Source organism: Klenkia terrae, from assembly GCF_900491935.1.
GTDB lineage: Bacteria > Actinomycetota > Actinomycetes > Mycobacteriales > Geodermatophilaceae > Klenkia > Klenkia terrae.
On sequence record NZ_UEXK01000004.1, the window covers coordinates 394,793 to 406,979 of the forward strand.

Annotated in this window: 17 protein-coding genes and 1 other RNA gene; 9 read left to right on the forward strand and 9 right to left on the reverse strand. The window is 74.3% G+C overall.

What is annotated here, in order from left to right:
- Nucleotides 1-7: 7 nt before the first annotated feature.
- The 4 genes from LFA75_RS02120 to LFA75_RS02135 form a co-directional block, all read right to left on the reverse strand.
- Nucleotides 8-982 carry a hypothetical protein gene (locus LFA75_RS02120; RefSeq protein WP_225232120.1) on the reverse strand — a complete coding sequence of 325 codons (975 nt, stop codon included), beginning with the start codon at nt 980-982 and terminating at the stop codon, nt 8-10.
- Nucleotides 979-1,398 carry a TadE/TadG family type IV pilus assembly protein gene (locus LFA75_RS02125; protein ID WP_225232121.1) on the reverse strand — a complete coding sequence of 140 codons (420 nt, stop codon included), beginning with the start codon at nt 1,396-1,398 and terminating at the stop codon, nt 979-981. Before LFA75_RS02125 ends, LFA75_RS02120 begins: the two co-directional genes overlap by 4 nt.
- Nucleotides 1,399-1,498: 100 nt before the next feature.
- The gene (locus tag LFA75_RS02130; protein WP_225232122.1) at nt 1,499-1,717 is read right to left on the reverse strand and encodes a Flp family type IVb pilin; all 219 of its coding nucleotides are present in this window, start codon (nt 1,715-1,717) and stop codon (nt 1,499-1,501) included.
- A 177-nt stretch (nt 1,718-1,894) separates the two neighbouring features.
- The gene (locus LFA75_RS02135; RefSeq protein ID WP_225232123.1) at nt 1,895-2,575 is read right to left on the reverse strand and encodes a prepilin peptidase; all 681 of its coding nucleotides are present in this window, start codon (nt 2,573-2,575) and stop codon (nt 1,895-1,897) included.
- Between the two features lie 158 nt (nt 2,576-2,733).
- Between LFA75_RS02135 and LFA75_RS02140 the strand changes: the two genes are divergently transcribed.
- From LFA75_RS02140 to LFA75_RS02150, 3 genes are read left to right on the forward strand one after another with little or no spacing between them, the layout of a single operon-like run.
- Nucleotides 2,734-2,946, forward strand: a complete 213-nt coding sequence (locus tag LFA75_RS02140) for a hypothetical protein (protein ID WP_225232124.1) — start codon at nt 2,734-2,736, stop codon at nt 2,944-2,946.
- A gap of 43 nt (nt 2,947-2,989) precedes the next feature.
- Nucleotides 2,990-3,814 carry an AraC family transcriptional regulator gene (locus LFA75_RS02145; protein ID WP_225232125.1) on the forward strand — a complete coding sequence of 275 codons (825 nt, stop codon included), beginning with the start codon at nt 2,990-2,992 and terminating at the stop codon, nt 3,812-3,814.
- The gene (locus LFA75_RS02150; protein WP_225232126.1) at nt 3,811-4,212 is read left to right on the forward strand and encodes a VOC family protein; all 402 of its coding nucleotides are present in this window, start codon (nt 3,811-3,813) and stop codon (nt 4,210-4,212) included. The genes LFA75_RS02145 and LFA75_RS02150 overlap by 4 nt, the downstream gene beginning before the upstream one ends.
- Here LFA75_RS02150 and LFA75_RS02155 read toward each other — a convergent pair.
- Both LFA75_RS02155 and LFA75_RS02160 read right to left on the reverse strand, forming a co-directional pair.
- A complete protein-coding gene (locus LFA75_RS02155) occupies nt 4,188-4,466 on the reverse strand; it encodes a hypothetical protein (RefSeq protein ID WP_225232127.1) in 279 nt (92 codons plus the stop codon). The two genes, LFA75_RS02150 and LFA75_RS02155, sit on opposite strands and share 25 nt — an antisense overlap.
- 38 nt (nt 4,467-4,504) lie before the next feature.
- Nucleotides 4,505-5,221, reverse strand: a complete 717-nt coding sequence (locus LFA75_RS02160; RefSeq protein ID WP_225232128.1) for a TetR/AcrR family transcriptional regulator — start codon at nt 5,219-5,221, stop codon at nt 4,505-4,507.
- A gap of 77 nt (nt 5,222-5,298) precedes the next feature.
- Here LFA75_RS02160 and LFA75_RS02165 point away from each other — a divergent pair, with 77 nt between their 5' ends.
- On the forward strand, nt 5,299-6,144 hold the full coding sequence (locus LFA75_RS02165; protein ID WP_225232129.1) for an NAD(P)H-binding protein: 846 nt from the start codon (nt 5,299-5,301) through the stop codon (nt 6,142-6,144).
- Between the two features lies 1 nt (nt 6,145).
- On the opposite strand, the gene LFA75_RS02170 is transcribed toward LFA75_RS02165, so the two are convergent.
- Nucleotides 6,146-6,349, reverse strand: coding sequence for a Rossmann-fold NAD(P)-binding domain-containing protein (locus tag LFA75_RS02170; RefSeq protein ID WP_225232130.1), 204 nt, complete (start codon nt 6,347-6,349; stop codon nt 6,146-6,148).
- A 385-nt stretch (nt 6,350-6,734) separates the two neighbouring features.
- On the opposite strand from LFA75_RS02170, the gene LFA75_RS02175 reads away from it, so the two are divergent.
- Entirely contained in the window at nt 6,735-7,439 is a 705-nt protein-coding gene (locus LFA75_RS02175; protein WP_225232131.1) for a RelA/SpoT domain-containing protein, read from the forward strand.
- The gene (locus tag LFA75_RS02180; protein ID WP_225232132.1) at nt 7,436-7,684 is read left to right on the forward strand and encodes a hypothetical protein; all 249 of its coding nucleotides are present in this window, start codon (nt 7,436-7,438) and stop codon (nt 7,682-7,684) included. The genes LFA75_RS02175 and LFA75_RS02180 overlap by 4 nt, the downstream gene beginning before the upstream one ends.
- 247 nt (nt 7,685-7,931) lie before the next feature.
- Here LFA75_RS02180 and rnpB read toward each other — a convergent pair.
- An RNA gene (rnpB, locus tag LFA75_RS02185) (RNase P RNA component class A) lies at nt 7,932-8,334 on the reverse strand.
- An 18-nt stretch (nt 8,335-8,352) separates the two neighbouring features.
- The gene (locus LFA75_RS02190; RefSeq protein ID WP_225232133.1) at nt 8,353-9,519 is read right to left on the reverse strand and encodes an ROK family transcriptional regulator; all 1,167 of its coding nucleotides are present in this window, start codon (nt 9,517-9,519) and stop codon (nt 8,353-8,355) included.
- Between the two features lie 141 nt (nt 9,520-9,660).
- Between LFA75_RS02190 and LFA75_RS02195 the strand changes: the two genes are divergently transcribed.
- The 3 genes from LFA75_RS02195 to LFA75_RS02205 all read left to right on the forward strand — a co-directional run bounded on the left by LFA75_RS02195 (nt 9,661) and on the right by LFA75_RS02205 (nt 12,120).
- Complete coding sequence (locus tag LFA75_RS02195; RefSeq protein ID WP_455428447.1) at nt 9,661-10,413, forward strand: amino acid ABC transporter ATP-binding protein; 753 nt, start codon at nt 9,661-9,663, stop codon at nt 10,411-10,413.
- A 75-nt stretch (nt 10,414-10,488) separates the two neighbouring features.
- Entirely contained in the window at nt 10,489-11,442 is a 954-nt protein-coding gene (locus LFA75_RS02200) for a glutamate ABC transporter substrate-binding protein (protein ID WP_225232134.1), read from the forward strand.
- A 33-nt stretch (nt 11,443-11,475) separates the two neighbouring features.
- Entirely contained in the window at nt 11,476-12,120 is a 645-nt protein-coding gene (locus LFA75_RS02205; protein WP_225232135.1) for an amino acid ABC transporter permease, read from the forward strand.
- Nucleotides 12,121-12,187 lie beyond the last annotated feature (67 nt).

Below are 12,187 nucleotides of genomic sequence, written 5' to 3' on the forward strand. Positions count from 1 at the left end.
AGCGGGGTCAGCACGGGCACCGGGTGCCCTGCCAGTCGGCGGGGTCCCAGAGGAAGACACCGCGGGCGCCGAGGTCCGGCACGGTGGGCATCGCGGTCGGCGTGTCGATCTGCCGGGCCGTGTAGGTGAAGTAGCCGGTCACCGTCGACGGGGCGCCCGAGGTGACCGAGGTGACCCGGAAGGCGGCGTAGCCGTAGACCCGGACCGAGGTCGGGCTGCTCTGGTCGTAGACCGGCAGGACGACGTCGGTGCCGACCAGGCCGGCGAGGTAGCCGGCCGTGCAGGCCGGCGCGGTGGCGACCGTGGCCGTCGTCGTCCCGGCCGTCGAGGCGGTCCGGCAGGCCGAGCCGGTCTGCTCGGTCAGCGCCGTGGCACCCCGGACGGCCGTGCCGTCGGGCGTGGTGCAGGACCCCGTGGTGACGGTGCTCAGCGACAGGGTGGCCGTGGCCCGGTTGGAGGCGAGGTTGCCGGCGTTGAGCGCGGTCCGGTAGCTGCAGTAGGAGACGGCGAGGGACAGCCCCGACGTCGCCTGCGGCAGGCCGGCCCAGCGGGCCATGGTCTCCACGGTCAGCTCGACCTCGGGGACGCCGAGCACCCCGCCGAAGTAGTGCCGGATCGACCAGGTGCCCTGCCCGCGGGTGGCCCGCTGGGCGGGGTCGGTCTGCAGCCAGCCGGTGCCGGGCTGCAGGGAGGCGAGCTTGGCGCCGGAGTTGTTGGTGATGCCGTAGTGGCTGATCATCGCCTCGCCCTCCTCCTTGGTCGGGCAGTCCTGCTCGGCGCAGTCCATGGCCGCGGCGAGCGCGAAGGCGTCGACCGAGGAGAAGACCTGGGTGCGGGCGTTCCACACCGCCGCGGTGTCCACGGCGAGCGCGGCGGCACCGAACAGCAGCGGGAACAGCAGCGCGACGGCGACGGCCACCGCGCCCCGCTCGCCGTCGGCCCCGCGGACCCACAGGCGGCGGCGCCACCGGGCGGCGGTCATCGACCGCACCGGTACAGGGCGCGCGCGGTGATCGGGAAGGCCACGCCGCCGGAGAAGCTGCCGGCGGGCTGGAAGGTGTAGGTGATGGTGACGGTGACGTCGGCGCCGCGGCCGGCCGTGGCGCAGGACGCCGGGCTGATCGACACGCTGGACGACGACAGGGTCACCGCCGAGGTGGTGGCGGCGTTGACCGCCTTCGTCCGGGCCGAGGCCAGGTCGTCGTTGATGGCGAAGTCGCGGGCCGCCTCGCGGGCGGCGCCGGCGAGGGTGGACTGCACCTGGAAGGCGCGGCTCACCGAGATGATGCTGAACAGGAACAGCAGCAGCAGCGGGACGACGAGGGCGAACTCGACGGCGGACGCACCGCGCTCACCGCGCGGGCGGCCGAACCGGCCGGTGCGGCGGGTGCGGGTCATGCGGTGCTCCTCTGCTGGTGGGTGGGTGCGGGGTGCCGCCGGTCGGGCCGGTGGGCGGAGGGGTGCTCCGCCCACCGGGCCCGGACGGACGTCGTCGGGGCTACTTGCCGTTGACGTTGATGCTGGTGAACAGCGCGTTGAGCTTCGGGCCGAAGAGGGCCACGGCGCCGACGACGGCGGCCGCGATGGCCCCGACCAGCAGGGCGTACTCGACGGCGCTGGCGCCGGTCTCGCGCTGCTTGAGGTCGCCGAGGCGGCCCTCGATGCGGTCGCCGAGGGTGACGGTCATGGCGAACAGGGTCTGGAACAGGGCGGTCATGAGGTGCTCCTCCGGGTCACCGTCACCCGGGTGGACCACGATGGCCCTGGGTGCGGTTGCAGGAGCGACATCGGGTTGCGGACAACCGGCCCGTAGCCCAACCCGCCCGCACTCCCCCCGAGGGGTGAGACCCTGGTGCGTCGTGGTTTCGGTACCCGACGGTGCCGAGGTAGGGCGTCAGGCGGCGGCGAGCAGCCCGACGACGAGGGTGCCGGCCAGCAGGGCCGGACCGAAGGCCAGCTGGGTGTCCCGGCCGGCCCGGCGCAGGACCAGCAGGACGACGGCCACCACGGCCTGCAGCACGAAGCCGAGGACCACCCCGGCGAGCACCTGCGACCAGCCCAGCCAGCCCAGGTGGAGCCCGAGCACCAGGCCCAGCTTCACGTCGCCGAGCCCGAGCCCGGCCGGGTTCACCCAGGCCAGGACCAGCAGCCCGGCGGCCAGCGCCAGGGCGGCGAGCACGGCCCGGCCCAGCGCCGTCCAGTCCCCGGTGGTCGCGGCGACGACGCCCAGGAGGGCGAGCGACCCGACCCCGGTCGGCAGCAGCACCCGGTTGGGCAGCAGGTGGTGCTGCAGGTCGACGACCACCAGCACGACCGCGCACCCGGTGAGCCACAGCCAGGCCGGCATCAGCGGGACCGGGCCGAGGACGGCCGCGACCAGCGCGAAGGCGGCCGCGGTGCCCAGCGGCACCCACGGCCCGCCGACGGCGACCGGACGGGTGCGGAGGGTGCCGGGCAGGAGCTCCGCGGCGTCGGGACGGCGGGCGACGACGCGCTGGGCGACGACGTCCAGCGGGCGCCCCAGCAGCAGCCCCAGGACGGCTCCGCCCAGGCCCAGCATCACCGACTCGTCCACGCCCGGGAGGGTCGCACGCAGCAGGGGGGCCGGCCGGGAGGCGAGGCGGACGTCGTGCGGGTGTGCCGAGCAGCCGCGCCGGGTTTCGTCACATCTGGCACCGGATCGACCGCCCGGCAGGCGGGTGACCTGCTGCACGTCCTGCCTACCGTGGAGCCATGCCTCGCACCCAGCTCTCCCCGGCCGACCGCGGTCTTGCCGCGCGCGTCCGCCAGCTGCACCTCATCGCCGCCGCCCGGGTCTCCGCCGCCCGCGCCACCTCGCCCCAGCAGGTCGCCGACATCGTCCGGGTCACCGTGGACGACGAGGTCGACACCCGCACCTTCGCCGCCATCGTCACCGACTGCTCGGCCGGCCTGCCCCGCCGCTGAGCGACCCCTGTCGCCGGCGCCCCGCACCCGCCACCATGGGCCGGTGCCCGACGTCGTCGACGAGTACGTCACCGCCCGCCCGCCGGGGCCGCACCTCGCCGCGCTGACCGGCTGGGCCCAGGCCGGCACCGCACCGCAGGTCCACCGCGGGCTGCCCTCGCCGTGGCTGACGTTCATCGTCACGCTGGCCGACCCGCTGGTCGTCGCGGCCCACCCGGACCCGGCCCAGCAGCCCGGGCGCTACGAGACCCTGGTCGGCGGCCTGCACACCCGGCCGGCGCTGATCACCCACGACGGCCGGCAGTCCGGCGTCCAGCTGTCGGTGCACCCGCTCGCCGCCCGCGGGCTGCTGGGGATGCCCGCCGGTGAGCTGGCCGACCGGGACGAGCACGCCGTCGACGTCCTCGGTCCCTGGGTGGACCGGCTGCAGGACCGGCTGCGCGCGGCCCCGGGGTGGTCCGGCCGGTTCGCGGTCGTCGCCGACGAGCTCGCCGCCCGGCCGCACCGGCCGGTGGCCGCCGAGCTGGTGCGCGCCTGGCACCTGCTGCCCCGGCCGGCCGTGCCGGTGGCCGCGGTCGCCGCGGACGTCGGGTGGAGCGCCCGGCGGCTGCACGCCCGGTGCCGGGCGGAGACCGGGCTGTCGCCCCAGGAGCTGCGGCGGGTGGCTCGGTTCGACCGGGCCCGCCGGGCCCTGGCCACCGGCACCCCGCCGGCCGTGGTCGCGGCCGAGCACGGCTACACCGACCAGCCGCACCTGACCCGCGACGTCACCCGGTTCGCCGGGCTGCCCCCGCGGCGCTGGCTGGCCGCCGAGCGCCGATCCGTGCAAGACACCGACCCGGGCCCGGCGGCAGGATCGCCGGCATGACTGCACCCGCACCCCAGGTCTGGCCCACCCTGCGCGCGACCGACGCCCCGGCGCTGATCCGCTTCCTGGTCGAGGCGTTCGGCTTCATCGAGGTCGCGGTGATGGCCGAGGGGGACACCGTGCACCACGCCGAGCTCGCCTGGCCGCTGGGCGGTGGCCTCATGCTCGGCTCGGCCCGCCCGGCCGACGGCGACCGCTGGCCGCTGCGCCCGGGCACCTTCGGCGCCTACGTGGTGTGCGACGACGTGGACGCCCTGTTCGCCCGGGCGGTCGCGGCCGGGGCGACCGTGGGCAGCGAGCCCGCGGGCACCGACTACGGCTCGCGGGAGTGCCTGCTGCTGGACCCCGAGGGCAACCACTGGTCCTTCGGCACCTACCGGGGTGAGCCCCGGCCCTGAACGGACCGCTCGACGCAGGTCGGGCAGGCATCCGGGTCACCGGCGTCGAAGGCGGCCCCGGCGGTGGCCCGCACGGAGTGGTTGCACAGCGAGGTGACCAGCTCCAGGTCCTCGGCTCCGGGCTGGACGGCGTGCACCGGGCCGGTCATCTGCTCCCCGGCCCGGTCGCCGTCGGGACCCGGGACGACGACCGGGACCGTCTCCCGTCCGGTGCCGAGCTCCGGGGGTGCGGCCTGGTCGGGGTGCGGGGGCATGCCGCAGCACTGCCCACCCGGCGAACCGCCCAACCCGGTCAGCCCGCGGCGACGACCCGGTCCAGCCACTCCGCCAGCAATCGCCGCTCGGCGCCGGTGAGCGCGGTCAGGTGGTCCACGCCGGCCCGCAGGGCGACCGCAGCCGGCCGCAGCCCGCCGTCCGCGGGCGCCGCGGGGTCCACCAGCACCTGGGCGAGGATGGCGTCCAGCATCGAGGTGGACAGCGCCGGGTCACGGTCGCCGGGAGGCACGGCCAGCAGGGCGAGGACGGCGCCGGTGCCGGCGGCGTGCACCAGCTCGGCGGCGTGCCGCTCCCCCACCCGCAGCCGGCCGGCCAGCGCGACCCGGTGCACCCGGGCGGCCAGCACCTCCCGGCCCGACCGGGCCGCGGCCGACCGGGCCGCGCGGGCCGGGTCGCTGAGCAGTGCGAACACCGCCGGGTGGGTCAGGCCGAACTCGACCTGCCGGTGCCAGCCGGCGCGCAGGTCCTCGACCGGGTCGTCCTCGGCCTCGGCGGCGGCGCGCACCTGGGCCGCCTTCGCCGCGACGAAGGTGGCCAGCTCGTGCTCGACGACGGCCTCGAGCAGCCCGTCCTTGTCCCCGAACAGGCGGTAGAGCGTCGGCGCCTGGACGCCGGCCGCCTCGGCGACCGCCCGGGTGGTGACGGCGTCGCCGCCGGCGTCGCGGAGCAGCCGCGCCGCGGCCTCGACGACGGCGGTGCGGGTGCGGTCCCGGGTGGGGGCGCTGGGAGCCATGACCCGACCCTAGCGCGGATCCGCCCGTCTTGTTAGCGTCGATAACACCATCGGGCTACCAGCGATACGAGGTCACCATGATCACCGTCACCGGCGCCACCGGCGCGCTCAACGGCGCCACCGTCGACCACCTCCTCCAGCACGTCCCGGCCAGCGAGCTCACCGTCGTGGTCCGCGACCCCGCCCGGGCCCAGCGGTTCGCCGACCTCGGCGTGGCCGTCCGCCGGGCCGGCTACGACGACCCCGCCGCGATGCGCGCGGCCTTCGAGGGTGCCGACCAGCTGCTGCTGGTCTCCTCCAACGACCGGGGCGCCGACGCCGTGGCCCTGCACCGGTCGGCGCTGGACGCCGCCGTCGGCGCCGGGGTCGGCCGGGTGCTCTACACCAGCCACCAGGGCGCCCACGCCGACTCCCCGTTCGCCCCGGCCCGGGTGCACCGGGCCACCGAGGACCTGCTCGCGGCGTCGGGGCTGCCGTGGACCTCGCTGCGCAACGGCTTCTACGCGCACAGCCTGGACTGGCTGACCGGCCCGTGGCGGGAGACCGGCGTGGTCACCGTGCCCGCCGACGGTCCGGTGTCCTGGACCGCCCGCGAGGACGCCGTCGAGGCCGCCGCGGCCGTGCTGCTCTCCGCCGGCCGGTTCGACGGCCCGGTGACCCTGACCGCGACGGCGGCACCGACCTTCGCCGAGGTCGCCGACCAGGCCGCCGAGGTGGCCGGGCGGCCGGTCGGGCTCGCCGTCGTCGGCGAGGAGGCGTGGCTGGACGCGCAGCGGGCCGCCGGGCAGCCGGACCCCGTCGCGCAGTTCACCCTCGGCATCTACCGAGCCGCGGCGCAGGGCCTCTTCACCGGCACCGATCCGCTGCTCGCCGAGTTGCTCGGCCGCGAGCCGCGGACCGTCCGCGACCAGCTGGCCGGCTGACTCACCATGGGACGACGTCGGCCCGGTGGTCGAGGAACTGCAGCCCGGGCTCGCCGGCGTGCGCCTGGATCGTCGTCACCAGCCCGGCCACGCTCTGCTCCACGGTCAGCGGCGCCCCCGCTCCCCCGAGCTCGGTCTGCACCCACCCCGGGTGCAGGCAGAGCAGGGTGTGGCCGGTCGCCGCGCGGGTGGCGTAGCTGCGCATCAGCTGGTTGAGGGCGGACTTGCTGGCCCAGTAGACCTCGTGCCCCCCCGCGCGTGTTCAGCGAGATGCTGCCCTGCCGCGAGGACATCACGGCGATCGTCCCGTTGTCACCGCGCGATGGTGCGCCGAGGGTGGTGGACGACGGATGAGTCGGCCTGAACGCCGAAGATCACGAGCCCAGTCGTTGGCCTCCGAAAAGCCGAAGCAGCTCATTTCGAGGGGGCCCACCACCTGAGGCGGCAGCCGATGCTGCGGGCACGGCGATACCTCAAGTCCGCTGGAGTGAAGCGGGACCCCAGAAGGAGACCTGCCGAGTGCTTGAGCCGGTGACCGGGTGGCCTGCGACGGAGACACCTGGTTGCACTCAGATCGATACCCTCGGCGCATGCCGAGCAAGGGGGAGATCAACAGGTCGGGAGCCGTCCTGCGCCGCCTCTGGCTCGGCGATGCCGAGGACGTCGACGGGGACACGTTGGTGAGCGCTCTCGACGCCCTCCGCGAGTTCCGCAAAGGGCACCAGAACCCGATGAAGAAGACGGCCGTGGGAGTTCGGCAGTTCGTCGGCTACGAGGCGCAGACCATCATCGTGGCTCAGAGGCTGAAACGAGTTCCGCAGATCATCCACAAGCTCGGTCGGATGCCGGACACGATGCTTGCTCGGATGGAGGACATCGGGGGATGCCGAGCCGTGCTCGCCGACCGAACTGAGATCGATGGGGTGCTGCTACGCATCAACAAGAACTGGGACGTGAAGCGCGAGCGCGACTACATCGCCGAACCGAAGTCGTCGGGCTACCGCGGTGTTCACGTCGTGATCGAGCGTGACGCCCACCGCATCGAGATCCAGCTGCGCACACGCGGTCAGCAGGACTGGGCCAACACGGTGGAACGGTGGGCCGGGCGCTACCGCATCGGCCTCAAGGATGAACAGGGTCCTGACGAAGTCCTAGAGTGGTTCCGTCTGGCAGGCGAGGGCATCGCCCACGACGAGTTGGGGGAACCGCTCCGGTCGGGATTCGCGACCGACATGCGGGAAGCGCGTCGCAGGGTGGTGCGTTGGCTGAGCGAGAGGGATGGGAGCACCGAATGAGCAAGAGCATGGTCCATTTCCTGCTGGTCTTCGACCACGCCAAAGGCGAGCTCGTCAGCCAGGAGCAGTTTCGCGAGGCCCCGCGTGCTGCCGACGCCTACAGCGCCGCGGAGCAGAAGTACCGCGACGAGAAGGACCTGGAGATCGTCCTCGTCGGCGCCGACTCCATCGAGACCATCCAGATCACCCACGGTCAGTACTTCTCGGCCAGCCCGTTCGCCTCGAAGTACCTGTCGCTGACCTGATCAACGCTTCGACAAGGCCCCCACCCACTGGGCGGGGGCCTTGCTGCACTCTCGGCAGCGTCGGCCGGACCCTGCCAAGCGAGAGCTGACGCAGATGCGATGGACGACGGCACACTCGGTTGTCCTCATGCATCCCGAGGAGCCACAGGTGGCTTCCACGCCTGCAGCAAAGCCGCTGAAGCACAGGAGCTTGCTCCGCTGTCGCCGGAACGTTCGGTGAGGGGACCCGGCTGAGCGATGTGGACGACGGACGAGTCGGCCTGTACGCCGGGTTCTGTCCCCGGGTGCCTCGCGGCGGTCCCGGTGGGCGGTCATCCATCTAGGCCTGTCGTTGCCGGCAGGCTCGAGCGGTCTACCCGGAGACTCGGGCGGGCAGCCCTCGAACGCCTCCGCGGGTCGGCGGCGGACCGCCGTCCCTTCCTGACCTTGCTCCGGGTGGGGTTTACCGAGCCGCACCGGTCACCCGGTGCGCTGGTGGTCTCTTGCACCACCGTTTCACCCTTACCAGTGCGAGCACTGGCGGTCTGTTCTCTGTGGCACTGTCCCGCGGGTCACCCCGGGTCGCTGTTGGCGACCACCCTGCCCTGTGGAGCCCGGACGTTCCTCGGCGACGGGGTCTCCCCCGCCGACGCGACCGCCCAGCCGACTCGTCCGTCGTGCCCGGGAGCCTACCGGCCCGCCGCGACCAGCCGCGGCAGGTCGGCGAAGACCGCATCCAGCGCGGACCGGCCCGCCCCGATCAGCCCGGCGCGGGGGCCGGTGCGCCCGACCACGACCTCCAGGCCGTCGGTGACCAGCGGCGGGCTCTGCGCGTACACCGCGGACCGGACGCCGGCCACGAACGCCTCGGCCTGGCTCAGCCACCCGGCCAGCACCAGCCGGTCGGGGTTGACCAGGTTCACGATGGTGGCCAGCACCGTGCCGGTCCGGTAGCCGGCCTCCCGCAGCAGACCGGTGGTCTGCGGGTGAGCGTCGCGGGCCAGGTCCAGCATCGCGTCCACGCCGTCCACGGGGACACCGTCCTCGCGCAGCCGCTGGGCCAGGGCCGCCCCGCTGGCCACGGCGTCCAGGCAGCCGACCCGGCCGCACGAGCAGGGCACCGGCTCGGCGTCGGGCACCGTCACGTGGCTGATGTCGCCGGCGAAGCCCCGGGCACCCCGCTGCAGCACCCCGTCGACCACCATCCCGCAGCCGATGCCCGCCCCCGCCTTGACCAGCAGCAGGTGCGCGGCGGTGGGGTCGCTGGCGTGCTCGCCCAGGGCCATGAGGTTCGCGTCGTTGTCCACCACCACGACGGCGCCGGGCGGCAGGTGCGGGCGGGCCAGTGCGGCGACGTCGGCACCGTTCCACCCGGGCATCCGGGCCGGCGAGGTGACCGTCCCCTGCGGGTGCGACACCGGGCCGGGCACGCCCAGCCCCAGACCCAGCAGCGGACCGGCGTCGGCCCCCTGGGCGGCGAGCAGCTCGTCGAGCACCCCGGTGACGACGGCGAGCACCGCCTCGGGTCCGTCCCCAACCTGCACCGGCACCCGGCGCTCGGCCAGCACGGCGCCGGTGGCGTCCAGCACCGCGCAGTCGGCGTGCCGCTCCCCCAGCCCGACCGCGCCCACGACGCCCAGCCCGGCCCGCAGCGCCAGTCGGCGCGGCGGACGCCCGCTGCCGGTGGCCGGCCCGACCTCCTCGACCAGCACGCCGTCGCGCACCAGCTCCTCCACCCGGGCGGCGACCGTGGTGGGCGACGCCCCGGTCAGCCGGGCCAGCTCGGCCCGGGACACAGCGGCCCCGGTGCGCACCAGGGCGACCAGCGACGTCGGGGATCCGGGGCGGGCGGTCATGCCGGGCAGTACAGCACGAGGCGGGTCGAATGTCCCCCTCGTTAAAACTATTCTGGATTAACTCGTAACCCTTTTGCGTGGAACTCCCGGGTGCTTACTGTTCGCGGCGTCACACCCACCGCCCACCGACAGGAGCCCGCCGTGCCCGACGCCGACCGGCCGCCCATGGTCAGCCTGCGCGCCGTCGACAAGCACTTCGGCGACCTGCACGTGCTGCAGTCGGTCGACCTGGACGTCGCCGCCGGCGAGGTGGTCGTGGTCATCGGCCCCTCGGGCTCGGGCAAGTCCACGCTGTGCCGCACCATCAACCGGCTCGAGCCGGTGGACTCCGGGCAGGTGCTGGTCGACGGCGTCCCCGTCCCCGCCGAGGGCGCCGCGCTCGCCCGGCTGCGGGCCGACGTCGGCATGGTCTTCCAGTCCTTCGACCTGTTCGCGCACAAGACCGTGCTGGACAACCTCTGCCTGGCCCCCACGATGGTGCGCGGCACCCCGAAGGCGCAGGCCCGCCGGGAGGCGATGGCCCTGCTGGAGCGGGTCGGCATCGCCGACAAGGCCGGCCACTTCCCCGCCCAGCTCTCCGGCGGCCAGCAGCAGCGCGCCGCGATCGCCCGCGCGCTGGCCATGGCGCCCAAGGTGATGCTCTTCGACGAGCCCACCTCGGCCCTGGACCCGGAGATGGTCGCCGAGGTGCTCGCCGTCATGACCTCCCTGGCCGAGGACGGCATGACCATGGTCGTGGTCACCCACGAGATGGGCTTCGCCCGCCGGGCCGCCGACCGGGTGGTCTTCATGGACGCCGGGCGCATCGTCGAGGTCGCCCCGCCCGAGGAGTTCTTCGCCGGCGGCGGCAGCGACCGCACCCGCAGCTTCCTGTCCGCGGTGCTCACGCACTGACCCAGCTCCGGCGCCCGGGCCCCCGCGCGCCGGCCCTCCCCCGCACCGACCGCGGGGCACGTCGAAAGGCAAGGAATGAGCCGCACCCTCCGGCGACGCTCCACGATCGCCGCCTCCCTGGCCCTGGTGGCCTCCCTCGGGCTGGCCGCCTGCGGGAGCTCCGACTCCGGCTCCTCCGCCGTCCCGCCCTCGGCGAGCGGTGGCGGGGAGGACGCACTGCAGGACGTCTACGACAACGCCCCGGTCGCCGACGCCGCCGCGCTGCTGTCGGACTCGACGATGGCCGCCATCCGCGAGCGCGGCGTGCTGCGCGTGGCCGCCGCGCTCGACGCCCCGCTGCTGAGCCAGCAGGACCCCAGCAACCCCGACGACATCCAGGGCTTCGACATCGACCTGGCCAAGATGCTGGCGATCTACATCATCGGCGAGCCCAACATCGAGGTCGTGCCCCCGGCGTCGGAGACCCGCGAGGCGCTGCTGACCAACGGCACCGTCGACGTCGTGTTCAACACCTACACGATCACCGAGGAGCGGGCCGAGCAGATCTCGTTCGCCGGCCCCTACTTCGTCTCCGGCCTGGCCGTCGCGGTCCCGTCGGACAACGAGGACATCACCGGCATCGACGACCTGGGCGGGCGCACCGTCATCGTCGGGGCCAACACCCCCGCGGTGACCGCGGTGCCCGAGCAGCAGCCGACCGCCGAGGTGGTCAGCTTCGCCACCGACCCGCAGTGCGTGCAGGCCCTCACCCAGGGCCGCGGCGACGCCTACGTGCAGGACTACACGCTGCTGGCCGCCGACGCGCAGTCCAACCCCGGCATCAAGGTGGTCGGGCAGCCGTTCACCGAGGAGGCCTACGGGATCGGCCTGCCGCCGAACGACCCGGACTTCAAGGACTTCGTGAACGACTGGCTGGAGCAGATCTACGCCGACGGCTCGTGGGCCCAGGTCTTCGACGCCACCCTGGGCACGGTCGGCGACGGCAGCACGCCCGAGCCGCCGACCATCGGCTCCGTCCCGGGTTCCTGACCTGACCAGCAGCAGCGCCCGCCGGAGGATCCGTTGAGCGCCCTCGTCGACGCCTGGCCCCAGCTCCTCGCGGGCCTGGGCACCACCGTGTTCGTCCTCGTCACCTCCGCCGTGGGGGCCCTCGTCCTGGGCACCCTGGTGACGGTCGCCCGGGTCAGCCCGGTGCCCGTCCTGCGGGCGGCGGCCTTCGGGTACGTCCAGGTGCTCGTCAACGTCCCCCTGCTGGCGCTGCTGCTGCTGGCCGTCTTCGCCCTGCCCGACGCCGGGCTGATCGCCCCGCTGGTGACCACGGCGATCATCGTGCTCACGGTCTACGAGGCCGCCTACGTCGCCGAGGCCCTGCGCAGCGGGATCAACACCGTCCCCCGCGGCCAGGTCGAGGCCTCCCGCGCACTCGGCTTCACCCTGTCCCAGACCCTGCGGCTGGTCGTCGTGCCGCAGGCCGCCCGGGCCGTCGTCCAGCCGCTGGGCAACGTGCTCATCGCGCTGCTGATGAACACCGCGCTGACCGCGACCGTCGGGGTCGTGGAGCTGACCAGCGCGACCAACAAGGTCAACCTGGTCCAGGCCCAGCCGATCCCGATCTTCGGCGCCGCCGGGTTGGTCTACATGGCCCTGGCGCTGGTCATCGGGCTGGGCGCCGGCCGCATCGAGAAGAGGGTGGCGATCCGCCGATGAGGCAGCCCGAGACCGCCTACCTGTACGACGAGCCCGGCCCCCGCGGCCGGCGCCGCATCCGGATCGC